Annotated in this window: 22 protein-coding genes; 17 read left to right on the forward strand and 5 right to left on the reverse strand. The window is 71.5% G+C overall.

Annotation, left to right across the window (positions count from 1 at the left end; genetic code table 11):
• Window positions 1-21 precede the first annotated feature (21 nt).
• Complete coding sequence (locus tag QQM39_RS01295) at window positions 22-867, reverse strand: (2Fe-2S)-binding protein (RefSeq protein ID WP_301994713.1); 846 nt, start codon at window positions 865-867, stop codon at window positions 22-24.
• 206 nt (window positions 868-1,073) lie between these two features.
• Between QQM39_RS01295 and QQM39_RS01300 the strand changes: the two genes are divergently transcribed.
• The 9 genes from QQM39_RS01300 (at window position 1,074) to QQM39_RS01340 (ending at window position 12,094) form a co-directional block, all read left to right on the forward strand.
• The gene (locus tag QQM39_RS01300; protein WP_302003436.1) at window positions 1,074-2,066 is read left to right on the forward strand and encodes an iron ABC transporter permease; all 993 of its coding nucleotides are present in this window, start codon (window positions 1,074-1,076) and stop codon (window positions 2,064-2,066) included.
• Complete coding sequence (locus QQM39_RS01305) at window positions 2,063-3,112, forward strand: iron chelate uptake ABC transporter family permease subunit (RefSeq protein WP_301994714.1); 1,050 nt, start codon at window positions 2,063-2,065, stop codon at window positions 3,110-3,112. Before QQM39_RS01300 ends, QQM39_RS01305 begins: the two co-directional genes overlap by 4 nt.
• A gap of 56 nt (window positions 3,113-3,168) precedes the next feature.
• Window positions 3,169-3,987 (forward strand): ABC transporter ATP-binding protein, encoded by an 819-nt coding sequence (locus QQM39_RS01310; RefSeq protein ID WP_302003437.1) that lies wholly within the window; start codon window positions 3,169-3,171, stop codon window positions 3,985-3,987.
• A gap of 25 nt (window positions 3,988-4,012) precedes the next feature.
• A complete protein-coding gene (locus QQM39_RS01315; protein ID WP_301994715.1) occupies window positions 4,013-5,032 on the forward strand; it encodes an ABC transporter substrate-binding protein in 1,020 nt (339 codons plus the stop codon).
• Window positions 5,033-5,120: 88 nt separating this feature from the next.
• The gene (locus QQM39_RS01320; protein ID WP_301994716.1) at window positions 5,121-6,296 is read left to right on the forward strand and encodes an acetyl-CoA carboxylase biotin carboxylase subunit family protein; all 1,176 of its coding nucleotides are present in this window, start codon (window positions 5,121-5,123) and stop codon (window positions 6,294-6,296) included.
• The gene (locus QQM39_RS01325; RefSeq protein WP_301994717.1) at window positions 6,293-7,972 is read left to right on the forward strand and encodes an IucA/IucC family protein; all 1,680 of its coding nucleotides are present in this window, start codon (window positions 6,293-6,295) and stop codon (window positions 7,970-7,972) included. Before QQM39_RS01320 ends, QQM39_RS01325 begins: the two co-directional genes overlap by 4 nt.
• A complete protein-coding gene (locus tag QQM39_RS01330; protein ID WP_301994718.1) occupies window positions 7,969-9,165 on the forward strand; it encodes an MFS transporter in 1,197 nt (398 codons plus the stop codon). Before QQM39_RS01325 ends, QQM39_RS01330 begins: the two co-directional genes overlap by 4 nt.
• Window positions 9,165-10,898: an IucA/IucC family siderophore biosynthesis protein gene (locus QQM39_RS01335; RefSeq protein WP_301994719.1), complete on the forward strand. Its 1,734-nt coding sequence runs from the start codon at window positions 9,165-9,167 to the stop codon at window positions 10,896-10,898. Before QQM39_RS01330 ends, QQM39_RS01335 begins: the two co-directional genes overlap by 1 nt.
• Window positions 10,895-12,094 (forward strand): type III PLP-dependent enzyme, encoded by a 1,200-nt coding sequence (locus QQM39_RS01340; RefSeq protein WP_301994720.1) that lies wholly within the window; start codon window positions 10,895-10,897, stop codon window positions 12,092-12,094. The genes QQM39_RS01335 and QQM39_RS01340 overlap by 4 nt, the downstream gene beginning before the upstream one ends.
• 75 nt (window positions 12,095-12,169) lie before the next feature.
• Here the strand turns inward: QQM39_RS01340 and QQM39_RS01345 are convergent, their stop codons facing one another.
• Entirely contained in the window at window positions 12,170-12,427 is a 258-nt protein-coding gene (locus QQM39_RS01345) for a hypothetical protein (RefSeq protein ID WP_301994721.1), read from the reverse strand.
• 170 nt (window positions 12,428-12,597) lie between these two features.
• Between QQM39_RS01345 and QQM39_RS01350 the strand changes: the two genes are divergently transcribed.
• From QQM39_RS01350 to QQM39_RS01370, 5 genes are all read left to right on the forward strand, one after another.
• Complete coding sequence (locus tag QQM39_RS01350) at window positions 12,598-12,963, forward strand: nuclear transport factor 2 family protein (protein ID WP_301994722.1); 366 nt, start codon at window positions 12,598-12,600, stop codon at window positions 12,961-12,963.
• Between the two features lie 302 nt (window positions 12,964-13,265).
• On the forward strand, window positions 13,266-14,366 hold the full coding sequence (locus QQM39_RS01355) for a YihY/virulence factor BrkB family protein (RefSeq protein WP_301994723.1): 1,101 nt from the start codon (window positions 13,266-13,268) through the stop codon (window positions 14,364-14,366).
• Between the two features lie 82 nt (window positions 14,367-14,448).
• The gene (locus QQM39_RS01360) at window positions 14,449-14,874 is read left to right on the forward strand and encodes a phage holin family protein (protein WP_301994724.1); all 426 of its coding nucleotides are present in this window, start codon (window positions 14,449-14,451) and stop codon (window positions 14,872-14,874) included.
• Window positions 14,871-15,308: a DUF3618 domain-containing protein gene (locus QQM39_RS01365; RefSeq protein ID WP_301994725.1), complete on the forward strand. Its 438-nt coding sequence runs from the start codon at window positions 14,871-14,873 to the stop codon at window positions 15,306-15,308. The genes QQM39_RS01360 and QQM39_RS01365 overlap by 4 nt, the downstream gene beginning before the upstream one ends.
• Complete coding sequence (locus tag QQM39_RS01370) at window positions 15,305-15,571, forward strand: DUF4235 domain-containing protein (RefSeq protein ID WP_301994726.1); 267 nt, start codon at window positions 15,305-15,307, stop codon at window positions 15,569-15,571. Before QQM39_RS01365 ends, QQM39_RS01370 begins: the two co-directional genes overlap by 4 nt.
• 59 nt (window positions 15,572-15,630) lie before the next feature.
• On the opposite strand, the gene QQM39_RS01375 is transcribed toward QQM39_RS01370, so the two are convergent.
• Entirely contained in the window at window positions 15,631-16,602 is a 972-nt protein-coding gene (locus tag QQM39_RS01375) for a CU044_5270 family protein (protein WP_301994727.1), read from the reverse strand.
• On the reverse strand, window positions 16,595-17,128 hold the full coding sequence (locus QQM39_RS01380; RefSeq protein ID WP_301994728.1) for an RNA polymerase sigma factor: 534 nt from the start codon (window positions 17,126-17,128) through the stop codon (window positions 16,595-16,597). Before QQM39_RS01380 ends, QQM39_RS01375 begins: the two co-directional genes overlap by 8 nt.
• A gap of 105 nt (window positions 17,129-17,233) precedes the next feature.
• Here QQM39_RS01380 and ctaD point away from each other — a divergent pair, with 105 nt between their 5' ends.
• Both ctaD and QQM39_RS01390 read left to right on the forward strand, forming a co-directional pair.
• On the forward strand, window positions 17,234-18,835 hold the full coding sequence (gene ctaD / locus QQM39_RS01385; protein WP_301994729.1) for a cytochrome c oxidase subunit I: 1,602 nt from the start codon (window positions 17,234-17,236) through the stop codon (window positions 18,833-18,835).
• Window positions 18,832-19,155: a hypothetical protein gene (locus QQM39_RS01390; protein ID WP_301994730.1), complete on the forward strand. Its 324-nt coding sequence runs from the start codon at window positions 18,832-18,834 to the stop codon at window positions 19,153-19,155. Before ctaD ends, QQM39_RS01390 begins: the two co-directional genes overlap by 4 nt.
• 7 nt (window positions 19,156-19,162) lie before the next feature.
• On the opposite strand, the gene QQM39_RS01395 is transcribed toward QQM39_RS01390, so the two are convergent.
• Entirely contained in the window at window positions 19,163-21,124 is a 1,962-nt protein-coding gene (locus QQM39_RS01395; RefSeq protein ID WP_301994731.1) for a ricin-type beta-trefoil lectin domain protein, read from the reverse strand.
• A gap of 200 nt (window positions 21,125-21,324) precedes the next feature.
• Between QQM39_RS01395 and QQM39_RS01400 the strand changes: the two genes are divergently transcribed.
• Window positions 21,325-22,536 carry a glycosyltransferase gene (locus QQM39_RS01400; protein WP_302003439.1) on the forward strand — a complete coding sequence of 404 codons (1,212 nt, stop codon included), beginning with the start codon at window positions 21,325-21,327 and terminating at the stop codon, window positions 22,534-22,536.
• Window positions 22,537-22,574: the final 38 nt, after the last annotated feature.

A 22,574-nucleotide genomic window follows, 5' to 3' on the forward strand; every position in this document is an offset into this window, starting at 1 on the left:
GGCGCTGCCGACAGGTTCGTTTCAGCCCTGCAGTCGGCGCAGCCGTTCCGCGTCGCAGGTGCGGGGGCAGGTGGCGCACGCCTCGTCGGGGCGGATCGTGTAGTACATGCAGCAGCCGGTGCGGGTGCGTGTCGGGTGCCGTCGTCCGTCGTCGGTCGTCAGGTGACGGAAGTCGGCGCCGCCGGGGTACGGGGTCACCGCGGTAGGCAACAGCCGGGTGGCCGCCGCTACGGCTTCGTCCTCGCGGCCGAGCGTCCGGCCGAGGTACCAGATACCGGAGACGAGGTCGTCGGCGACCATGCCCCACAGGGCGCGTGAGCCGCGTCGCGCGACGGGGCCGATCGCGTCCAGGAGCGGACCCATGTGATCGGCGACGGCGGCACGCAACTCCACGCGCAGGGCCTCTTCATGAGGGGCCGTCAGCACGCCGGGGAGGGTGGCCGCCTGGTCGTCGGCCAGGCAGGCGAGGTCGCTCCCGGGCGTGAGGGTGAACTCGGCCGAGTCGAGGTCCAGGCGCAGGTCCTCGGGCCGGATCCGCGGCACGCGGCGTTCGAGGTACCAGGCTCCGCTCATGAGCAGGGAGACCGACCAGGCGTAGTCGTGCAGGGCACGCGAGGCGGCGACGTGGCGACGCGGAACGCTCCCGTAGCGGTCGTGGATCCGGGCCGTCTCCGCCGCCACGAAGGCGTCGAGCACGGCCTCGTCCTTCACCAGCTCCGCCGCCGACACTCCCCCTCGGGCGCCCGCCGTGCCGGGCTCGGCGACCCGCACGGACAGGACGTCGCAGAGGTCGGTCAGCCGCGCGTAGACATCACCGAGCGTACGCGCGACGGCGCCGGCCGACGGAGGCGTCGAGGCCACGGACATCGGTGCTCCTGTGCGAGGTTTCAACGAAAAACAGACTAGGTAAGCCTTACCTTACACACGTAATCAAGGGAAAACACCAGATGAACCGTGAGCGCCTGATCATCTATTGCGCATGTCACAGTGATCTCACAGCAGTTGAACTATAAAGCAAGCCTAACCTAAGCTCACGCCTTGTGACTGCGACCCAACGGGGCGCACCCATCGGTGTGCCCTTCCGTGCCTTCCGGCACATACCGCTCTTCCTCACCGGCCTCGGCGCCCTGGCGCTCTGCACCGCGCTGAGTCTCGCCCTCGGCGCCCGTTCCGTGCCCTTGTCCACGGTCGCCGACGCGCTGTTCGGAAGCGCTCACGGACGCGAAGCCCTGGTGGTGACCGGGCTGCGCCTGCCCCGCACCGTCATCGGACTCGCGGTCGGTGCCGCGCTCGGCGTCGCCGGGGCCGTCGCCCAGGGCATCACCCGCAATCCGCTCGCCTCGCCGACCACGCTCGGCATCAACGCGGGCGCCGGCTTCGCAGTCGTCGTCGCCATCTTCGCGCTGAAGCTCAACAGCCCTGCCCAGTACGTGTGGTTCGCGTTCGCCGGAGCGGCCGGCGCCGCCCTGTTCGCGCAGGCCCTCGCCCGCCGCGCCGGAGACATCGACCCCGTACGGCTGGCGTTGGGCGGCACCGTACTCCAACTCGTCCTGCTCTCCTGGACGTCGGCAGTCATGCTGATGAACCAGCGCACGCTGGACGAGGCCCGCTTCTGGCTGGCCGGTTCGCTGTCCGGCCGTACCCTCGACGTGCTCTGGCCGGTGCTGCCCACCCTGCTGCTCGGCCTGGTGGTCGCGCTGGCGGTCTCCCCCGCCCTCAACGCCCTTGCCCTGGGCGACGATTCGGCCCAGGCGCTCGGCGTTCCGGTGGCCCGGATCCGGCTGGCCGGCGGGATCGCGGTCGTCCTGCTCGCCGGATCGGCGGTGGCGGTGGCCGGTCCGATCGCGTTCATCGGGCTCGCCGCGCCCCATCTCGTACGGCCGCTGCTCGGCGGCGACCACCGACTGCTGGTGCCCGGCTGTCTGATCGCGGGGCCACTGCTGCTGCTCACGGCCGATGTGCTCGGCCGGATGGTGATCCGCCCCTCGGAACTGGAGGTCGGCATCGTGACCGCGTTCCTGGGTGCGCCGCTGCTGGCGCTGCTGGCCCGGAGGGTGGCCCGATGAGCGCCGCGGTCGTGTCCGTGCGTACGAAGTCCGCCTCCCGTGCCCGGGTCCGGCGCCGCGTCCTGCTGTTCGCCACGACGGGCCTGGCCCTTCTGTTCGTGCTGCTCACCGTGTCCCTGACGACGGGTGAGATACCGATGCCCGCGGGCACGGCGCTGCGGGCGCTGGTCGGGCTCGGGGATCCGGGCGATGTGCTGGTGGTGCAGCAGTTCCGGGCGCCGCGGTCGGTGGCGGCGATCGTCGCCGGTGCCGGGCTGGGCGCCGCGGGCCTGGTGCTGCAGCGGCTGTTCCGCAATCCGCTGGCGTCTCCGGACGTCATGGGCGTGACGGGCGGGGCGTCGCTGGGCGCGGTGGCGTTGATCGCCGCCGGGGCCTCGCAGGCGCTGATGCCGGTCGGGGCGCTGGGCGGCGGGCTGCTCGCGGCGCTGCTGCTGGGCGTGTTCGCCTGGCGCTCGGGGCTCGCTGTGACCCGGCTGGTGCTCACCGGGCTCGCCGTGCAGGCGGGCCTCGCCGCCGCCGTGAACCTGATGATCGTGCGCTTCCCGGCCGAGCTCGCCGGGTCGGCACTGCAGTGGACGACCGGTTCGGTGTACGGGCGGACGTGGACGGAGGTGTGGGGAGCGGGCGGCGCCATGCTGCTCGCGCTCGCCGCCGCGCTGGTGATGCACCGGCAGCTGGCGGTGCTCGACCTCGGGGACGACTCGGCGGGCGCGCTCGGTCTTCGCACGTCCAGGACCCGCCTCCAACTGCTGCTCGTCGCCGTCGCGTTGGCGTCGCTGGCGGCCGCGCTCGCCGGGCCGGTGACGTTCGTCGCGCTCGCCGTGCCGCACATCGTGCGGTTCGTCACCGGGCCGCCGACCGCCGCGTCCCTCGCCCTCGCCGGGCTCACCGGGGCGGTGCTGCTGCTCGCCTCCGACCTGGTCGTGCAGCACCTGCTGCCGATCGAGGGGCTGCCGGTCGGCGCGGTCACCGCCACGCTCGGCGCGCCCTGGCTGCTGGTGCTGATGCTGCGCCAGAGCTCGCCCGTCCAGAGGAGTCACCGATGACCGGCGCCCGGCACGAACCCGCCCCGCCGCCCTCCACCGGTCTTCAGGAGCCGCACATGCCCGCCCCCGCCAACCAGCTCTCCACGCAGGGCCTCGATCTGCGCTACGGCGACCGGACCGTGGTCGGCGGTCTCGACCTGACCCTGCCGGGTGGCGCCGTCACGGCGATCGTCGGCCCCAACGCCTGCGGTAAGTCCACCCTGTTGAGGGGGCTCAGCCGACTCCTCGCCCCGGCCGCCGGCACCGTGGCGCTCGACGGCGCCGACATCCACCACATGTCCGCCCGTTCCCTCGCCCGCCGCATGGGCCTGCTGCCGCAGCAGCCGGTGACCCCCGAGGCGATCACCGTCGAGGCGCTCGTACGGCTCGGCCGCTATCCCCATCAGCGGCTGCTGAGCCCCTGGTCGGCCGCCGACCAGAAGGCCGTCGACGAGGCCCTGGAGCGTACCGGCACCGCGGTCCTGCGCGACCACCCCGTGGACCAGCTCTCCGGCGGTCAGCGTCAACGCGCCTGGATCGCGCTGGCGTTGGCGCAGGACACCGAGCTGCTGCTGCTCGACGAGCCGACGACCTTCCTCGACCTGCGGCACCAGCTCGACGTCCTCGACCTGGTCGCCGCCCTGCACGCCGAGGCCGGCCGCACCGTGGTGATGGTGCTGCACGACCTCGGACAGGCCGCCCGCTACGCGGACCACATGGTGGTCCTCAAGGACGGCCGCCTCGCCGCCGCCGGCGCCCCGGCCGACATCCTCGACGCGGAGCTGGTCAAGTCCGTGTTCGACGTGGACTGCCGGGTGATCCCCGACCCGGAGACCGGCACCCCGCTGGTCGTCCCCAAGAGCAGCGCGGTGCGGCACTCCGCCGCCACTGCCTGATCAGTCCCCACTCACAGAAGGACCCATGTTCATGCGATCTCCCCTGCGCGGAATCGGCCGGCTGATCGCCGTGCTGCTCTCCGTCGTGCTCGGCACGGCCGTCCTGGCCGCCTGTGGCAGCGAGGACTCCTCCAAGGACAGCGGCACGGCCAAGGCCGCCAATGACAGCTCCGCCTTCCCGCGCACGCTGAAGACCGTGATGGGCGACGTGAAGATCCCGTCCCAGCCGAAGCGGGTCGTCGTGCTCGACACCGGTGAGCTGGACGACGTCACCCTGCTCGGCATCGACCCGGTCGGTGCGGTCGCCCCGCACTTCAAGACTTCGGGCGGCTTCCCGACCTACCTGGACGGCGAGCTCAAGAACACCGTCGACGTCGGCCCGCTCCTGGAGCCCAACCTGGAGAAGATCGCCTCGCTGAAGCCCGATCTGATCCTGTCCTCCAAGGTCCGGCACGAGAAGGTCTACGACAAGCTCAGCGCCATCGCGCCGACCGTCTTCACCGAGACCACCGGCGGTGTCTGGAAGGAGAACCTGAAGGTCCACGCCGAGGCGCTGGGTCTGGAGAAGGAGGCCGCGGCCAAGCTGAAGGAGTACGAGACGCAGGCCAAGGCGCTCGGTGCGGCCATCGAGAAGAAGGACGGGGGCACCATGCCGACCGTGTCCGTGGTCCGCTTCATCGCCGGTCCGACCCGTCTGTACCAGACCAACTCCTACAGCGGTGTCGTCCTGAACGACATCGGCTTCCAGCGGCCCAAGTCGCAGATCTCCAGCGACCCCGAGGTCACGATGAAGGACGTCAGCCCCGAGGAGATCGACCAGGCCGACGCCGACCTGATCTTCGTCACGGCCGCCGACGCCGAGGACAAGACCCAGAAGAAGCAGGTCGTCTCCAATCCGGTGTGGAAGGACCTCCCGGCCGTGAAGGACGGCAAGGTCTTCGAGGTGCCGGACGAGACGTGGATGTCCGGCATCGGCGTCCAGGCCGCCGAGGAGATGCTCAAGGACGTGGCGAAGGCCACCGGCGTGGAGCTCCCGGCGAAGTAACCGGTCGCCGAACCTTCGGGGCGGGCCGCGCCCGACCGGCCCGGCCCGCCCCAACCCCCCACCCGCTAGCGGAAGTTGTTCCTCTGCCATGCGCCTGTACCTGCTCGCGCTCAATCCGACCGACTCCGTCACCGAGGGCTTCCTGCCCGCCGCGGCCCGGCTCGGTCTGGACGTCACCGTCCTCACGGACCAGCCCGAGGCCCACCGCCGTGTCTACCCGGACGTCGAGATCATGGAGTGCGACGTCCGAGACTTCCGGGCCGTGATCACCCGGATCTCGACGCACCATCGCCCCGACGCGGTCTTCACCAACAGCGACCACCTCCAGACCCAGGCCGCCCTGGCCGCCGCCTACTTCGGCCTCCCCGGCAAGGACTGGCGGGCCACCCTGCGTTGCAAGGACAAGGCCGAGATGCGCCGCCGGCTCGCCGCGGCCGGCGTGGACACCGTGTGGTCGGCCGAGCTGACCGAACCGGCCGCGCCCGGCGACGCGCCGTACCCCTGTGTGGTCAAGCCGCGTGAGGGCGTGGCCAGCGAGGATGTCGTCCTCGTCGGCGGCCCCGAGGAACTGGTGACGCGCACCAAGGAGATCCTGGAGCGCCGCCCGGGTGCCGTGCTGGTCGTCGAGGAGTACCTCCCGGGCGACCTGTTCACCCTGGAGACCCTCGGCGACGGCAGCGTCCGCCATGTGCTGGGCGGCTTCCACACCGAGCTGTCGCCGCCGCCGTACTTCATCGAGGAGCGCCTCGCCTTCGTTCCCGCCCACCCCGAGCCGGTCGTCGCGCAGGTCCTGGAGCAACTGGACGCGCTGGGCGTCGGGTTCGGGGCCTGCCACACCGAGTTCGTGGTGCACGACGGGCGGGCGCGGATCATCGAGGTCAACTACCGTGCCATCGGCGACCAGTGCGATCTGCTGCTGGCCCGGCTGCTGGAGATCCCGCTCTTCGAGCACATCCTGCGCACCCATCTCGGCGAGCCCCTCCCGGCCGACCTGGCCGCCCGCCGCGACGGCGCCGCCCGTCTGGAGTACCCGTGCGCCGACCGCGCCGGCACGCTGGTCGGCGCCCCCGAGGCCACGGATCTCGACGTCGACGGCGTACATCTGACGTACCGTCCGCTGCGTGCGGTGGGCGAGGAGCACGAGCTGTACGGGACCAACCGCGACTACCTCGGCGTCCTGCGGGCCACCGGCACCGACCAGCCGACCGTGGACCGGATGGTGGCCGACTTCCTGGCCGAGCGGCGCTGGGAGATCCAGCCGTGAGCGCACCGCCCCTGACGGACACCTGCGAGGCAGAGCTGCTGACGCGGGTGCTCAGCGCACTGCTGCGCGAGGACGTGGTCGGGCTGCGCACGAAGGGCACGCTGACGCAGCGCCCGGACGGCCCCTGGATACGGCTGGCCGCCGGACGCGACGACGCCCTGTTGCTGCCCGTCGCCGAGAACGGCTACCAGTGCGAGTACGCCGCCCGGCTGCCGCTCCTCGTGCGTGAGTCGGACGGCGCCGAGCTGACGTCGTACGACACCGTGCTGAGCGCGCTGCGTGCGCTGGCCGAGCCGGAGGACCAGGACGGCTTCGACGCCTTCGCCGAGGAGTGCCGGCAGACGCTGGCCACGATGCGGCTGCACGCGGCGACACGGACGGAGGTCCTGGCGAAGCTCGGGGACGGGACCGGCCTCGACGGCTCGCTGGCGTACGAGACCCTCGCCGCCCGCCTCGACCATCCCGTCTATCCGACCGCGCGCGGCCGCTCCGGGCTGACGGATGATCAACTGCGAGCCTATGCCCCCGAGTTCCATCCGCGTTTCCCGCTGCGGTGGCTCGCGGTGCCCCGGGAGACGGTCACCCTGGCCGGCGCCCTCCCGCAGGACTGGCCCACGCCGGAGACACTCGGACTGCCCGAGATGCGGGACACCCATGTGACCCTGCCCGTCCATCCGTTGACCGTCGACGCGCTCTCGGCCGCTGGCCTCCCGGACGGCGCGGTACTCGCCGACCGGGCCCACCTGGACGTCGTACCGACCCTGTCGATGCGCACCGTCGCCACGGTCGGGGATCCCGCCCTGCACCTCAAACTCCCCCTGGCGACCGCGACGTTGGGCCTGCGCAACAAGCGGACCGTCAAGCCCGGCACGCTGGTCGACGGCGCGGCGGGGCAGCGGCTCCTGGAAGCGGTGATCGCCCGTGAGCCCCGCTTCCGGGAGACCATCCTGCACGCCGACGAGACGACGTACGCGCACGCCGGTCACGAGCTGCTGGCGGTCCTGTGCCGCCGCTACCCGGCCGGACTCGACGACTCGGTGGTCGTACCGCTGGCGGCCCTGCTCGCCGAGGCGCCCGACGGGCGGCCGGTCGTCGGCCATCTCTCCGACCGCTTCTACGGCGGCGACCCGCTCGCCCTGCTGGACGCCCTTCTCACGCTGCTGTTCGACTGGCAGACCACGTTGTTCGGGTACGGCATCGCGCTGGAGTCGCACCAGCAGAACATCTCGGTGGTGCTGCGGCCGGGGAATCTGCGGCTGCTGTTCAAGGACAACGACGGGCCGCGCATCAACACCGAGCGGCTGGCCGCCGTGCTCCCCGGGCCGTGGGGCTTCGACGACGCGCGGATCTTCGGTACGGACGACGGGCCGGTCGCCGACGTGTTCGCCACCATCACGGTCCATCTGTGCGCGGGCGCCTACGCGTTCGGGCTCACCGAGCACCGCCGGGCCCTCCTCGACCTCATCCGTGACCGGCTGACGGAGGCGGTGGACCGGCTCGGCGGCGACGCCGGGGCCGTCCTGCGGGCCCGCGTGCTGGACGCGCCGCGGCTGCCGGTGAAGGCGATGGTGACGGCTGGGACGCTGCTGTCCAAGGAGCGTTCGGGCGCCGCCGACATCAACAAGCACTACACGACCGGACCCAACTACCTTCTGCCCGGCGGTGGTCCGGCATGACCGTGGAGGCTCTGCGTATGCCGCGCACCGGGTTCGGACGCGGGCATGTGCAAGCGGTGGCCGGCTGCTACTTCGTGGCGTCGTTCGCGGCGCTCGGCCTGCCGCCGTATCTCACCGAGATCCTGCCGGAGCTGGGGGACCACGGTGCCCGCTGGGCGGGGGTGCTCTACATCGTGCCGACCGTGTTCGGTGCGCTCGGCGCCCCGCTGTGGGGGCGGCTCGCGGACCGGTTCGGCCGCAAACGGCTGCTGCTGCGCGCCCAGTTGGGGCTCGCCGTGTCCTTCCTGCTCGCGGGCTGGGCGGACTCGCTGGCCACGTTCACGGTGGCGCTGGTGCTCCAGGGCATCCTGGGCGGCACGTTCGCCGCGTCCAACGGCTATCTGGGCGCCGCTCTTCAGGGCCCGGCGCTGTCCAGGGCGCTCACCCTGATGCAGGGCAGCGCCCGTGCCGCGCTGGTGGTCGCGCCGATCGTGGTCGGCTCGCTGTCCGGCTGGCTCTCCCCGCACCGGCAGTACGCCCTGCTCGCCGTACTGCCCCTCACGGCCGCCCTGTTGCTCGCGGCGCTGCCCGAACCACAGCCCGTCGAGCAGCTTCGGACCAAGCCGGAGACGGCCGACGACACGCCTTCGGTGGTCTCGCTCAGGGCGCTGTACGCGCTGGAGTTCGCCTTCGTGTTCTCCACCGTCATCTCCTTCCCCTATCTGATCGCGCTCGTCGACGACCGGCTGCCGGGGACCTCGCCGGCGCTGTCCGGTGTGCTGTTCGCCCTGCCCCACCTGGTCTATCTGGTGGCGGCGCTGGCGGTGCACGCCGCGTTCCACGACCGGCCGCGGGCCGGGATCGCGCTCGGCTTCGCCTGTATCGCGCTCGGGCTCGCCGGGCACGGCGTCGCCGGTTCCCTGACCACGCTGATCGCCGTACGCCTGCTGCTGGGCGCGGGGCTCACCCTCGGTCTGGTGTGTCTGTCGGTGCTGGCCGCCGACTGCGCCAGGGGCCGTGCGCCGGGCGGGATGTTCGGGTCGCTGGAGTTCTTCTCCAAGGCCGGCGCGGTCGCCGCCGGCGTGGCCGCGGCGGTGGGCAGCGCCCGCTTCGGACCGACCGCCCCCGTGCTGACCGGCGGCGCCGCTGCCGCCCTCACCGTCGTCGCCACCCTTCTCCCCACACTGAACCACCGCACCCGCCGGAGCCGCTGATGCCCTCCCTCACCGCCTCGCTCCCCACCACCGAACTCCCCACCGCCGACGAAGCGGTGACCCACACCCTGCTCAACTGCCTGCTGCGCGAGGTGTCCGGCCCCGAACACCAGACGGTCGTCACCGACGGCGACCTGCTGCTGCGCCTGCCCCGCCGCGGGGTCCTCCTGCGCGTCGCCCTGCGCCGGTCCTCGCTCCTCGGGGCGCACCGCTTCACCGGCCCGGTGAGCGAACAGCGCGACGGCGACTGGACGGAGGTGGACTGGCGGCGTCTGGCCGAGTACACGCACGACGAGCTGTCGCTGCGTACGGGCGTGCGCAACGAGGAGTTCCTGGAGCAGATCGCCTCCAGCCACGAAGCCGTGGCGACCGCGCTGGCCGACCGGCGAGCGGCAGCGCCCTCGGCCGACCGGCTCGCCCCGCTCCCGGCCTATCTCGCCTCCGAGCAGTCCCTCCTGTTCGGCCACCGCTTCCACCCCACGCCCAAGGCCCGCACCGGCGACCCGCGCGCCTGGTCCGCGTACGCCCCGGAGGTCGCGGCCGCCTTCCCGCTGCGCCACCTCGCCGTGCGCGCCGACCTGATCGCCGAGGAGTACGTCGAGGCCTCGGCCGTCGCCCCGCTGGACGGGCAGCGCACCGACATCCCCGACGGCTACCGTCTGCTGCCCGCCCACCCCTGGCAGTACGAGACGCTCAGCGAGCACCCGTTGCTGCGCGCGGCCCTCGACCGCGGCGACGTCCTCGACCTCGGCCCGGGCGGACGGCCCTTCGCCGCGACCGCCTCGGTCCGCACCCTGTACGACGGCGAGACGTTCCTGAAGTTCAGTCTGAACGTGCGGATCACCAACTGCCTGCGCAAGAACAGCACGTACGAGCTGTCGGGCGCCGTCGCCCTCACCCGCGTCCTGGCCCCGGCGCTCGCCGACCTGGCCGAGCGTTTCCCCGGCAGCGCGGTGCTCCGCGAGCCCGCCTACCGTACGCTCGCCCTTCCCGGCCCGGACGGCACGCCGGACCGCGCGCTGTTCGAGGGCTTCGGCGTCATCGTCCGCGAGGGCCTGCCGCAGCGCCTCGCGCCGGGCACCACTCCCCTGCTGGCGGCGGCGGTGGCCGACGAGTACCCGACCGGCGCGGCGCACATCTCCCGCCTCCTCCAGGGCGCGGACTCCCGTACCGCCCTCGACTGGTGGTCGGCGTACCTGAACCTGCTCGTCCCGCCGGTCATGGCCGCCTACTTCGACCACGGCCTGGTCCTGGAGCCGCACCTGCAGAACGTCCTGATCTGCGTCGACGGCGACGGCATGCCGGCCCAGGTCCTCTTCCGCGACCTGGAGGGCACCAAGCTCGTCCCCGACCACCACGGAGAGACCCTCGCCGCGCTGCCGCCCGAGGTCGCCGGTCCGATGACGTACGACGCACAGCGCGGCTGGGACCGGGTCGTCTACTGCCTGCTGGTCAACCACATCGCCGAGCTGCTCGCCGCCCTCGCCGACCTGCACCCGGAGGCGGAGGCCGCCCTGTGGGCACGGGTGCGCGAAACGCTCCGTACGTACGCCGACCGGGACGGCTGCCCTCCCCGTCTCGCCGCTCTGCTCGCCGGGGTGCCGTTGCCCGCCAAGGCCAACCTGCTCACCCGCTGGGAGCGCAAGGCCGACCGCGAGGCCGGTTACGTCCGGTTGCCGTCCCCCCTCGCCGAGGACATCCTGCGCGACAGGAACGGGAGTGCCGCCCGATGACCGAGCCCACGCCCGCGGTCCGCGACCGCGTCCTGTCCCTGCCGTCCTGCGAACTCCCCGCCTACGTCTACGACTTGGCGGCCCTGCGCGCGCATGCCGCCGCCGTACGGGACGCCCTGCCCGAGCGGGTGGAGCTGTACTACGCGGCCAAGGCCAACCCGGAGCCGGAGATCCTCGCCGCGCTCGGTCCGTATGTCGACGGCTACGAGGTCTCCTCGGGCGGCGAACTCGCCCATGTCGCGAAGGCGGTGCCGGGCCGCCCGCTCGCCTTCGGCGGCCCCGGCAAGACGCCGGCCGAGGTGACGGCCGCACTGGAGACGGGAGTCGAGCGCTTCCACGTCGAGAGCGCGTACGAACTGCGCATGCTGGCCGAGTCGGCCCGGACGTACGCGCCGGGCCGGCGGGTGGCGGTGCTGCCCCGGGTCAACCTGCCGGTGGCGGACGGGTCGTTGGCGGGCAGCTCGCTGGCCATGGGCGGGCGTCCGACACCGTTCGGGATGGACCCCGCCCAGGCCGGCGAGGTCGTACGCGCCCTCACCGACGGCACGTATCCGCACCTCGAACTGCGCGGCATCCACGCCCACTTGGCCAGCGGCCTGGAGGCGGCCGAGCAGATCGCGGTGGCCGAGTCGATCGTGACGTGGGCGACGGGCCTGGGCGCGCCGCTCGCCGAGGTGAACGTGGGCGGCGGCATGCACGTCGACTACGCCGACCCGCGGCGCCGGTTCGACTGGGCCGCGTACGGCAAGGGGCTCGCCCGGCTGAGCGAGGCGCACCCGGGGCTGACCCTGCGCATCGAGCCGGGTCGGGCGCTGACGGCGTACTGCGGCTGGTACGCCACCGAGGTGCTGGACGTGAAGCACAGCCACGGCGAGGAGTTCGGCGTGGTGCGGGGCGGCACGCATCATCTGCGGACCCCCGCGACGAAGGGCCACGACCAGCCCTGTTCCGTCCTGCCGGTGGACGCCTGGCCGCACCCGTGGCCGCGTCCGTCCGCCGACGGCGAGCAGATCACCCTCGCCGGTCAGCTGTGCACGCCGAAGGACCTGCTGGCCCGCCATGTGCCCGCGCCCGGGCTGAGGGCCGGGGACCGGGTGGCGTTCTCGCTGGCGGGGGCCTACGCCTGGAACATCTCCCACCACGACTTCCTGATGCACCCCAGGCCGGGCTTCCACTTCCTGGACAGCGCCGGGTAGTCGGCGCGTCACTCTCGGCGCACAGCAAGGGCCGCCCGGCGCGTTCCGGGCGGCCCTCGCTGTGGGTCGGGTGACCTAGGGGAGCTGCTTCAGGCCGTTGAGGTGGTTGAGGTGGCCCAGGTGCTGGGTGACCCGCGGGACCCGGTGCTTGTGCTCCTCGGGGATGCCGGTCGTGGCGAGCGAGTCGAGCGTGGCTACCGGGTTCAGCGAGCCGGCCTTGGGGGCGGCCGCCTTGGGGGCGTTCACGTCGGCCGCGTTCGCCATCGGCACGGTGAGTCCGGTGATACCGGCGGCCAGGCCAACGGCGGCGACGATACGTCGTGTTGAGATCATGCCTTGTGCAACGCGACGGGCCGTCGCCGGACACGGCCGCCCGGCGCCGCTCACCCGTCAGGCGCACCGCCGCGGCTGCGCTTGCCGAGTCCGGCGGGGCGGAGGAGTCTCGAGGGAGAGGCCCTCGCGGTCCGCACCTCGTCCTGCCGCGGGCCTCGGAGGAGGCCACCATGGGCACAGCCGCCAGCCCGTCGTTCGACACCGAAACTCTGCGCCGGGGCATAGAGGGACAGACCCCGGAGACGCTTCTGTCGCTGTACGCGGACGACGCGGAGCTGCGCGTCGTGAACCGCAACGCCCAGCCCAGCCGCCCCAAGGTTCTGCACGGCCGAGGCGAGATCGCCGACATGCTGAGCGACGTCTACAGCCGCGACATGACGCACAAGCTGGAGGGATGCGTGATCCAGGGTGACCGCGCGGCCTACAGCGAGTCCTGTGAGTACGCGGACGGGGTGCGCGTCCTGTCCGAGTCGATGATCACGTTGCGCGACGGCAAGATCTCCCGGCAGATCCTGATCGAGGCGTGGGACGAGTAGGAGAAGAGCCGGAACGGAATCACCGAAGGTCCAGGTCGGTTCGTTGCCGACCTGGACCTTCTCGGCCATGGGCAGGCCCAACTCCCGCCAGGCGTCCAGCTGTTCGGTGTCAGGGCCGGCCTCGTCGAGGTCGGTGGTGCGGAGCCCGACCAGCAACGCAGGAAGCGCACACCGGCGGTCCGTTTCCGGCCGCCGGGAGCAGCGACGGCAACAGTGGGTACCGGAGCCGTCTCGGGGTTTTCCTCGCTGCGCACTTGCGTGGTGGCGCTTGAGCCGAGCCGGGCCGGGATACCCGGGGGAGCATGACTCGGCTTCTCAAATCCAGGCACAAGGATCACCGCGCGCGACGCAGTCCGCCTCCCCCACCGGCCCCCGACCGGGCAGGACAGGGCGCAACCGGCGCTGACACCTCCCAGGAGCACTTCGGGCCCGATCCACAGGTGGAGCGGGAGGCGCCCGACACCCCGACCGAGCTGACCGGTCGATCGTGGGGGGCGGCGCTGAAGGGCACCATGCGGGAGTTCAAGGACGACGAGCTGACAGACCGCGCGGCGGCACTGACCTACTACAGCGTGCTCTCCCTCTTCCCGGCCCTGCTGGTGCTGGTGTCCCTGCTCGGGCTGGTCGGCAGGTCGGCCTCCGACAAGGTCCTGGAGAACATCAACCAGCTCGCACCCGGCTCGGCCCGGGACATCCTCACCACCGCGGTCGAGCAGTTGCAGGGCAACGGCGGCCTCGGCTCCCTCATGGCCGTCGTCGGCCTCGTCCTGGCGGTGTGGTCGGCCTCCGGCTATGTCGCGGCCTTCATCCGCACCTCCAACGCGGTCTACGACATGCCCGAGGGGCGCCCGGTGTGGAAGATCCTCCCGATCCGGCTCGCGCTGACCGTCGCCCTCATGGTGCTGGCCGTGATCAGCGCGCTGATCGTCGTCTTCACCGGCGCCCTGGCCCGCCAGGTCGGCACCACGCTGGGCATCGGCGACACGGCCCTGACGGTCTGGTCCATCGCCAAGTGGCCCGTCCTGGCCGTTCTGGTGACCACCATGATCGCGATCCTGTACTGGGCGGCTCCCAACGCCAGGGTGCGCGGCTTCCGGTGGATCACTCCGGGCAGTTTCCTCGCCCTGCTGATCTGGATGATCGCCTCGGCGGGCTTCGCGTTCTACGTCGCCAACTTCGCCTCGTACAACAGGACCTACGGCACCATGGCGGGCGTGATCGTCTTCCTGATCTGGCTGTGGGTCGGCAACCTGGCCATCCTGCTCGGTCTGGAGTTCGACGCGGAGGCCGTACGGCAGCGCGCGATCGCCGGCGGTCACCCACCCGACGAGGAGCCCTACACACCGCCACGTGACACCCGCAAATGGGACGAACAGGACCGGCGACGCCTGCGCGGTCCATGACGGCGAACCGCGGTACGTCAGGCCGACGCCCGGGTACCCGGCGCCACAGTCCCATCCGCGAACCGCAACGCAGGGGAAGAAGGTGACCCTCGTGACCACCACGCACCCGCGGTACCACTCCCGCTCCGACGCCTCGGTCGGCGAACTGGTCCAGGAGGCCACCCAGGAGCTGAGCGACCTGGTCCGGGCCGAGATGCGGCTGGCGCAGGCGGAGATGACGCAGAAGGGCAAGCGCCTCGGCATGGGCGGCGGCATGTTCGGCGGCGCCGGACTGGTCGGCTTCCTCGCCCTGCAGGCGATGGTCGCCACCGCGATCGCGGCCCTGGCCGTGCCGCTGCCGGTGTGGGCCGCCGGGCTGATCATCACCGGGGGCCTGCTCGTCGTCGCCGCGCTGATGGCGGCCGTCGGCAGGGCGAAGGTCCGCACGGCCACCCCGCCCGCCCCCGAGCAGACCATGGACAGCGTCAGGGCCGACCTGGCCGAGATCAAGGAAAGGGCACAGCGATGACCAGTGACGCGACGTCCGGTTCCGGCAAGGGTCCCGACGAGCTGCGCGAGCAGATCGATCAGACCCGCGAGGAACTGGGCCGGACCGTGGAGGAGCTCGCCACCCGGGCCGACGTCAAGAGCCGCGCCCAGGACAGGGCCCACGAGGCCAGGGAGCAGGTCGGCCGTGCGACCGCCGAGGTCGCACGGCGCGTCCGGGAGAAGGTGCCGCCTCCGGTACAGGACACGGCCGACCGGGCCGCGCACCGCGTCCGGGACACCGCGAGCAGGGCCGGCCACATGGTGCAGGACAGGACACCCGAACCGATACGGCAGCGGACCGACCGCGGCCTGCGGACCGCTCGGCAGCACCGCGGGGCACTGCTGGCCGGGACGGCGGCTGTGGGCGGTGCCGTCCTGCTGGCACGCCGTCGCCATGCGGGAGCCCACCGATGAAGACCTCCAAGATCGCATACAAGCCCGTGGGCCTCGCCCTCGGCGCCGTCAGCGGCATGCTGGCCGGCGCGGCCTTCAAGCAGACCTGGAAGATGCTCGGCCACGAGAAGGACGCCCCGGACGCCACCGACGAGGACCGCACCTGGCAGGAGATCCTCACGGCCGCGACCCTCCAGGGCGCCATCTTCGCGGGCGTCAAGGCCGCCGTGGACCGCGCGGGCGCCACCGCCACCCGCCGCCTGACGGGCGCCTGGCCTGGCTGACAGCCTCGAACCGCTTCCCTTGAGGGACCGCTTCCCTCAAGGGGGTGTGCTGCTCCCGGTCAGCGCATCCAGGCGCTGTACGACATCACGTCGCCGGCCTTGACGCCGTACTCCGGCTCCGCCTTCGTGAAGGTGGTCTCCAGCCCGAGTACGGCGCCGGTGGCCGGGTCCATGATCAGCATCTCGCGGGTGGCGGACCGGTCGTACACGTACGCCTGTCCGCGCCGCCCGAGCCGGTCCGTCACCTGCCCCACGGGCCGCAGCCCCTCGGCGTCCGCGAGGAGCCGGGCCAGCGCGGCGGACTCGCGGGCGCCGAGGGTCCAGTGGTCCAGCAGGATCTTCGTGGCGTCGAGGAGTTCGGAGGTGTTCAGCGGCTTGCTGTGGTCCGACAGGTAGGCGCGCTCCGCTTCTTCGAGGTAGTCGTGCAGCCGTACGGCGTCGTGCGGCGGCCGGGACTCGGGCGGGGCGTCGCTCCAACTCGGCGGGTATGTCTGCCTGCTGAGGACGTGGCCGTCCTCGACGAGTTGCCCGTCGCCGCCGAGGACCGGCCGGCCCGGGTGCCGCGGGTCGGTCGCCACGACGAGTTCCGTGTGGCTGTCGTCGGCCTTCCACCGCACGATGCGCTCCTCGGGAAGCGTGATCGGCGGCTTGTCGTCGCTCATGCCCATGCTCCACGACTGCACGTGCGTGCCCTTGCGGAGCTTCGGCGAACCGCCGGCCGCCGCCGCCTGTGCCCGCTCGGCCAGGGTTTTCAGGGTTACGGGGGTGGAGTCGGCCTGCACGAGCAGCGGGCGGGGTGCGGCGACCGCCGGGGCGGTCGTCCGGCCGGTGAACAGCAGAGCCGACACGAGCGCGGCGACGACGGCCACGGCCGCCAGTCCCCAGACCGGCCGCGGGCGGCGGGTGCTCCGCTCCCGCATCAGCCGGTCGAGCCGCCGCTCGGCGTGCTGGTCGAGGGGGCCGTCGCCGAAGTGCGGACCGTCGACCGGTACGGGGTTGGCGCGGCGCAGCAGTTCGAGTTCGTCAGCCATGGCTTCGTTCCTTGGACGCGGTCGGAGGGCACATACGGTCGATCTCGGCTCGCAGTCGGCGCCGGGCCCGGTGCAGTCGCATCGACGCCGCCCTCGTGCCGCAGCCGAGGGCGACGGCGACCTCGTCGATGCCGAGTTCCTCCCATGCCGTCAGCCGCAGCACCTCCTGGTCGGCCGGGGAGAGCCGGGCGAGCGCGTCGTGCACCCAGGCGCCGGGGGCCTCCGCGTCCGGGCCCGCCTCGATGTGCCGCCCGTGTGCCGTGTCGTCGTTGCCCAGCCGGTCGACCAGCCGCCGTCTGCGCCCCTGGCCGCGTACCGCGTTGGCCAGGCAGTTGCGTGCCACGCCGTACAGCCAGGGCAGCGGTGCCGGCGGGAGGTCGGCCCGGCGGCGCCAGGCGACGGTGAACACCTCCGCCACCACTTCCTCGACGTCGCTCGTACGCCCGTCCAGTCGCCGCGCGACATAGCGGCTGACCGCCCAGTAGTGCTCGCGATAGGCAGCGGCGAAGTTGTCGTCGTTGCTCATGTTCCGTTCGTGTCCGGCACCCTGGGGATCGTCACAGCTGTTTGCGTGATGCTCGTCGCGTCCCTGAAGTGTGACGGCCGGGCGGGGCGCGGACACAGGCGGGGCATGAGGCACCTCAAGTGGCTGACGACCACCGATCACAAAACAATCGGAACGCTCTATCTGGTCACGTCGTTCGCGTTCTTCTGCGTAGGTGGCGTGATGGCGCTGCTCATGCGCGCCGAGCTGGCCCGTCCGGGCCTGCAGATCATGTCGAACACGCAGTTCAACCAGGCGTTCACGATGCACGGCACGATCATGCTGCTGATGTTCGCGACGCCGCTGTTCGCCGGCTTCGCGAACTGGATCATGCCGCTGCAGATCGGCGCGCCGGACGTGGCGTTCCCCCGGCTGAACATGTTCGCCTACTGGCTGTACCTGTTCGGCTCGCTCATCGCCGTCGGCGGCTTCCTCACCCCGCAGGGTGCGGCCGACTTCGGCTGGTTCGCCTACTCCCCGCTGTCGGACGCGGTCCGCAGCCCGGGTATCGGCGCCGACTTGTGGATCATGGGTCTGGCCTTCTCCGGCTTCGGCACCATCCTCGGCTCGGTCAACTTCATCACCACGATCATCTGCATGCGCGCACCGGGCATGACCATGTTCCGCGTGCCGATCTTCGTGTGGAACGTGCTGCTGACCGCGGTGCTGGTCCTGCTGGCCTTCCCGGTCCTGGCGGCCGCGCTGTTCGCGCTGGAGGCGGACCGCAAGTTCGGCGCCCACGTCTTCGACTCCGCCAACGGCGGGGCGTTGCTGTGGCAACACCTCTTCTGGTTCTTCGGCCATCCAGAGGTGTACATCATCGCCCTGCCGTTCTTCGGCATCATCTCCGAGGTCATCCCGGTCTTCTCCCGCAAGCCGATGTTCGGCTACATGGGTCTGATCGCGGCGACCATCGCGATCGCGGGTCTGTCCGTGACGGTGTGGGCGCACCACATGTACGTCACCGGCGGTGTGCTGCTGCCGTTCTTCTCCTTCATGACGTTCCTCATCGCCGTACCAACGGGCGTGAAGTTCTTCAACTGGATCGGCACCATGTGGAACGGTTCCCTGAGTTTTGAAACACCCATGCTCTGGGCCTTTGGATTCCTGGTCACCTTCGTCTTCGGCGGTCTGACCGGCGTCATGCTCGCCTCACCGCCGCTGGACTTCCCGACGTCCGACACCTATTTCGTGGTGGCGCACTTCCACTACGTCATCTTCGGCACGGTGGTGTTCGCGATGTTCGCCGGGTTCCACTTCTGGTGGCCGAAGTTCACCGGCAGGATGCTCGACGAGCGCCTCGGCAAGGTGACCTTCTGGACGCTGTTCATCGGCTTCCACGGCACCTTCCTGGTCCAGCACTGGCTGGGCGTGAACGGAATGCAGCGCCGGATTCCCGACTATCTGGCAGTGGAAGGACTCACGACGCTCAACACCCTGTCGACCGTCTTCTCGTTCGTGCTCGGCGCGTCGCTCCTGCCGTTCTTCTACAACGTCTGGAAGACCGCGAAGTACGGCGAGAAGGTCGAGTCCGACGACCCGTGGGGATACGGCCGCTCGTTGGAATGGGCGACGTCATGCCCTCCCCCGCGCCACAACTTCCTGACGCTGCCCCGTATTCGGTCCGAATCCCCGGCGTTCGACCTGCGGCACGCTCCCGCACCGGAGAAGGAGTTGACGGCTCTGTGAGCATCACGGACGAATTCCTGAACGACATCGAGGGGCATCTGCTGCTCGCCGCGACCCGCGAGGAAGGCCGTACGGCTGCCGCACGGTTCAGCGCCCCGCTGCAGGGGCTGACGGACCGTCAGCGGACCGAGCTGGAGCGGCGATTCGAGGCGGAATACCTCGTACTCGCCCGCGCCTCCTGGCAGCACACGGCGGCGTGTGCCGGAAGGCTGCGGGACGAGTACGAGGCGAGATACCGCGACCTGCGGCGCCGTCTGCTGGCCGGCTGGCTGCTGACCTGCGCCTTGGCTTTCGGTGCCCTCGTCGTGTGCCTCGCCTAGGCCCGCGCTACGACACCGTCCACTTCTGGTTGCTCTGGCCGTTGCATGCCCAGAGCACCAGCTTCGCGCCGTTGGCCGTGGCCGCGCCGTACGCGTCCAGGCAGAGCCCGGCGTTGACGTTGGTGAGGGTGCCGTCGCTGTTGATGTTCCACTGCTGGTTGCTCTGGCCGTTGCAGTCCCAGATGACAACCCGGGTGCCGTTGGTGGTACCTCGGTTGTAGGCGTCGAGGCACTTGTTGCCGTACACCACCAGTTGCTTGCGGGTGCTGCTGTACTGCCAGACCTGGTTCTGGCCGCCGGTGCAGTCCCACAGCTGGGCGTCGGTGCCGTTGGTGATGGTGTTGTCGTTGATGTCGGCGCAACGGCCGGACTGGGTGCCGGTGACGAGGGTGCCGTTCTTGCCCGGCAGCGGCCGTACGACGATGCCGTCGAGGGTCGGGGCGCCGGAGAAGGAGATCGTGTTGGTGCTGCCCTTGACGAGGGAGACGTTGACGGAGATGTTGCCGGCGCTGGAGCCGGTCGGCGGGAAGGAGACCTTGGTGGAGGTCTGGCCGTTGACGGTGAGGGTGGCGGTCCGGGCGGTGGAGGTGTTGTTGGTGTAGGAGACGTCGACCGTCTTCAGACCGGCGCTTCCGGCGACCACGCCGGAGAAGCTCGCCGTGCCGTTGTACGTGCTCGCCGACTGCTCGGTGCCCCCGGTGACCGTGAGCATGACGGAGCTGTTCGCCGGCACGCTGGTGGTGTAACTCGTGCCGGTCGTGGCGACGTTCTGGCGGGCCCACAGGTCACGGACGGTCGCGGAGGCGTTCGTCAGGCCCAGGTCGGACCAGCGGACGGTCATGTTCTGCGTGGTGGACGTGCGGTTGAGGAGGACGACGGCACGGTTTCCGGTGCCGGCGAGGACCTTGCCGTACACCTGGAGACCGGAGGTGTCCTCGGCGACCTTCACACCCTGGAGGCCGCGCGGGTCCTGGTCGACGGCGATGACCTTGGGGTTGGTGAGGATGTTCGTCGTCTCGGTGGTGAGGGTGGTGAGGTCGAGACCGGCGAGCAGCGGGGCGCCGGAGATCGCCCACAGGTTCATGTGGGAGCGGCTCTGGGCGGCGGTCAGGCCGTTCATGCCGACGACCATCATGTCGGGGTCGTTGTAGTAGCCGGTGTGCTGGGCCGTGGGGTGGATGTTGCGGTCGAAGGCGGTCAGGACGTTGCTGTACGACGGTGTGCCGCCGTGAAAGAAGATGTCCGTGTTGGTCCGCCACATCGGGCCCATGCCGGGGGCCCAGTTCCAGGGGTTGGAGTAGCCCCAGTTGCACAGGGACAGGGCGAGCGGGCGGCCGGTCGTCGCGGTCGCCCTGGTGACGGCGTCGCTGATCGCCTGGTAGGTCGTCTTCGGGTCGAGGCCCTTGGCGTCACCGCCGCACCAGTCGACCTTCACGAAGTCGAAGCCCCACTGGGAGAAGGCCAGCATGTCCTGCTCGTAGTGGCCCTCGCTGCCGGAGCCGGGCGCGGCGGGGCGGCCGGTCGGGAAGTAGTAGCCGCAGCCGTCCTTGCCGGCGTCGGTGTAGATACCGGCCTTCAGACCCTTGCTGTGGATGTAGTCGGCGATGGCCTTCATGCCGCCGGGCCACTCCGCCTCGTCGACGGTGATGTTGCCGGCGCTGTCGCGGGTGCCCTGCCACCAGCCCTCGTCGATGTTGATGTACTCGTAGCCGGCCTCGGGCAGACCCGCCGCCACGAACGCGTCGACCTGCTGCTTGATGACGTTGTAGTCGACCTTCGCGGCGAAGGCGTTCCAGGACGCCCAGCCCATGGGGGCGGTGGGCACCGGTATCTGACGGCTCGTCACGGCTTGGGCGGGTGCGGTCCCGGCGAACAGGAGCGCGGCCGTGGCGGCGAGCGCCAGGACGAGGACGCGCGCGACGGCGGATCTGCAGCGGCGGACGAGATGGGTTCGGGGCGGGGGGTACATGCGGCTCCTTAGCGCGGGAAGATCACCCAGAAGGTTCGACATACCGAATATCAGTCGGAAGATCGAACGCGTCGCGCTGAAAGTAGAGCCAGGTGAGGGGGAAGTCAACGGATGGGACGGACCTCAAATCACCCTCGCCCACGGGTCGTTCCCCCGCCGCGTCGGGCGCCGCCATACTGGCCGACGTGCGCGTAGCCATCATGACGGCGGGCTCCCGGGGCGATGTGGCCCCCTATACCGGACTCGGGCACGCCCTGGCCCGGGCCGGACACGAGGTCACCCTGGTCACGCACGGCTGCTTCGAGCGGCTGGTCGCCGGGTCGGGCGTGCGCTTCCATCCGATGCCGCTGGATCCACGGGCGGAGTTGGAGTCGGCGCGTGGCCGGAGGCTGCATCGGAGTGCGACCGGCGTCGGCAAGCTCGTGCGCGTGGTGGGGATGGCGCGGACCCTGGCCGATCGAATGACGGACGACCTGCTGGCCGCCGCCCGGGCCAGCGACCTCCTGCTCCTGGCGGGCTCCACCGCACCGCTCGGGCAGGCCATCGCCGAGGGCCTGTCGCTGCCCAGCATCGACCTCCCCCTGCAACCACTCGCCCGCACCCGGGAGTTCGGTCCGCCGATGCTCGGGGGCCGCTCCTGGGGAGCCGTCGGGAACCGGGTAGCCGGGCACGGCGTGAACCTGGCCATCGAGCGGGTCTTCTCGGCGGCCGTACCGGACGTACGGGCACGCCTGGGGCTCCCGCCCGACAGGGCGCGCCGCACCCGAGCGAGCCGCGTGCTCCACGGCTTCAGCCCCCTGGTGGTGCCCCGGCCGCGCGACTGGCGTCCGGACCTGGAGGTGGCGGGTTACTGGTGGCCGTACGACGGCGAGGCCCAACTCCCGCCCGAGCTACGGGACTTCCTGGACGCGGGTCCGCCGCCCGTCTTCGTGGGCCTGGGCAGCGCGACCGTCCCGGATCCGGCGCGGCTGAGCGCCGAGGTCGTGGGCGCCCTGCGCGGGGCCGGGCTGCGCGGGGTGATCCAGCGGGGCTGGGGTGGCCTCGATGCCGCCGGGGACGACGTACTGACCATCGGCGAGGTGCCGCACTCCGCGCTGTTCCCGCGGATGGCCGCCGTGGTCCACCACTGCGGGGCGGGCACGACCGGCGCCGGGCTGCGCGCCGGGGTGCCGGCCGTTCCGGTACCGGTCCAGTTCGACGAGGGCTTCTGGGCCGCTCGCCTGGTCGCGCTCGGCGTGGCGCCCCGCGCTGTGCCGCTGCGGAACTTCACGGCCGAGGCGCTGGCGGCCGCCCTGCGGCAGGCGACCGGTGATCCGTCCTACGGCCGTCGCGCCCGGGCCCTGGCCGACCGACTGGACGCCGAGGACGGCGTGGCTCCGGTCCTCGATGCGGTGAACCGCCTCCAGGGCTGAGCGCGCTCGGACCGGGCGAGCGCCGGGCCGACGTCCAC

The organism is Streptomyces sp. DT2A-34, assembly GCF_030499515.1.
Lineage (GTDB): Bacteria > Actinomycetota > Actinomycetes > Streptomycetales > Streptomycetaceae > Streptomyces.

Coding starts and splice junctions, on each gene's coding strand:
- QQM39_RS01365 (WP_301994725.1), top strand. CDS start 14,871: ATGACCAGTGACGCGACGTCCGGTTCCGGCAAGGGTCCCGACGAGCTG.
- QQM39_RS01320 (WP_301994716.1), top strand. CDS start 5,121: ATGCGCCTGTACCTGCTCGCGCTCAATCCGACCGACTCCGTCACCGAG.
- QQM39_RS01355 (WP_301994723.1), top strand. CDS start 13,266: ATGACTCGGCTTCTCAAATCCAGGCACAAGGATCACCGCGCGCGACGC.
- QQM39_RS01345 (WP_301994721.1), bottom strand. CDS start 12,427: ATGATCTCAACACGACGTATCGTCGCCGCCGTTGGCCTGGCCGCCGGT.
- ctaD (WP_301994729.1), top strand. CDS start 17,234: ATGAGGCACCTCAAGTGGCTGACGACCACCGATCACAAAACAATCGGA.
- QQM39_RS01295 (WP_301994713.1), bottom strand. CDS start 867: ATGTCCGTGGCCTCGACGCCTCCGTCGGCCGGCGCCGTCGCGCGTACG.
- QQM39_RS01350 (WP_301994722.1), top strand. CDS start 12,598: ATGGGCACAGCCGCCAGCCCGTCGTTCGACACCGAAACTCTGCGCCGG.
- QQM39_RS01340 (WP_301994720.1), top strand. CDS start 10,895: ATGACCGAGCCCACGCCCGCGGTCCGCGACCGCGTCCTGTCCCTGCCG.
- QQM39_RS01395 (WP_301994731.1), bottom strand. CDS start 21,124: ATGTACCCCCCGCCCCGAACCCATCTCGTCCGCCGCTGCAGATCCGCC.
- QQM39_RS01335 (WP_301994719.1), top strand. CDS start 9,165: ATGCCCTCCCTCACCGCCTCGCTCCCCACCACCGAACTCCCCACCGCC.
- QQM39_RS01375 (WP_301994727.1), bottom strand. CDS start 16,602: ATGGCTGACGAACTCGAACTGCTGCGCCGCGCCAACCCCGTACCGGTC.
- QQM39_RS01310 (WP_302003437.1), top strand. CDS start 3,169: ATGCCCGCCCCCGCCAACCAGCTCTCCACGCAGGGCCTCGATCTGCGC.
- QQM39_RS01380 (WP_301994728.1), bottom strand. CDS start 17,128: ATGAGCAACGACGACAACTTCGCCGCTGCCTATCGCGAGCACTACTGG.
- QQM39_RS01305 (WP_301994714.1), top strand. CDS start 2,063: ATGAGCGCCGCGGTCGTGTCCGTGCGTACGAAGTCCGCCTCCCGTGCC.
- QQM39_RS01330 (WP_301994718.1), top strand. CDS start 7,969: ATGACCGTGGAGGCTCTGCGTATGCCGCGCACCGGGTTCGGACGCGGG.
- QQM39_RS01315 (WP_301994715.1), top strand. CDS start 4,013: ATGTTCATGCGATCTCCCCTGCGCGGAATCGGCCGGCTGATCGCCGTG.
- QQM39_RS01370 (WP_301994726.1), top strand. CDS start 15,305: ATGAAGACCTCCAAGATCGCATACAAGCCCGTGGGCCTCGCCCTCGGC.
- QQM39_RS01400 (WP_302003439.1), top strand. CDS start 21,325: ATGACGGCGGGCTCCCGGGGCGATGTGGCCCCCTATACCGGACTCGGG.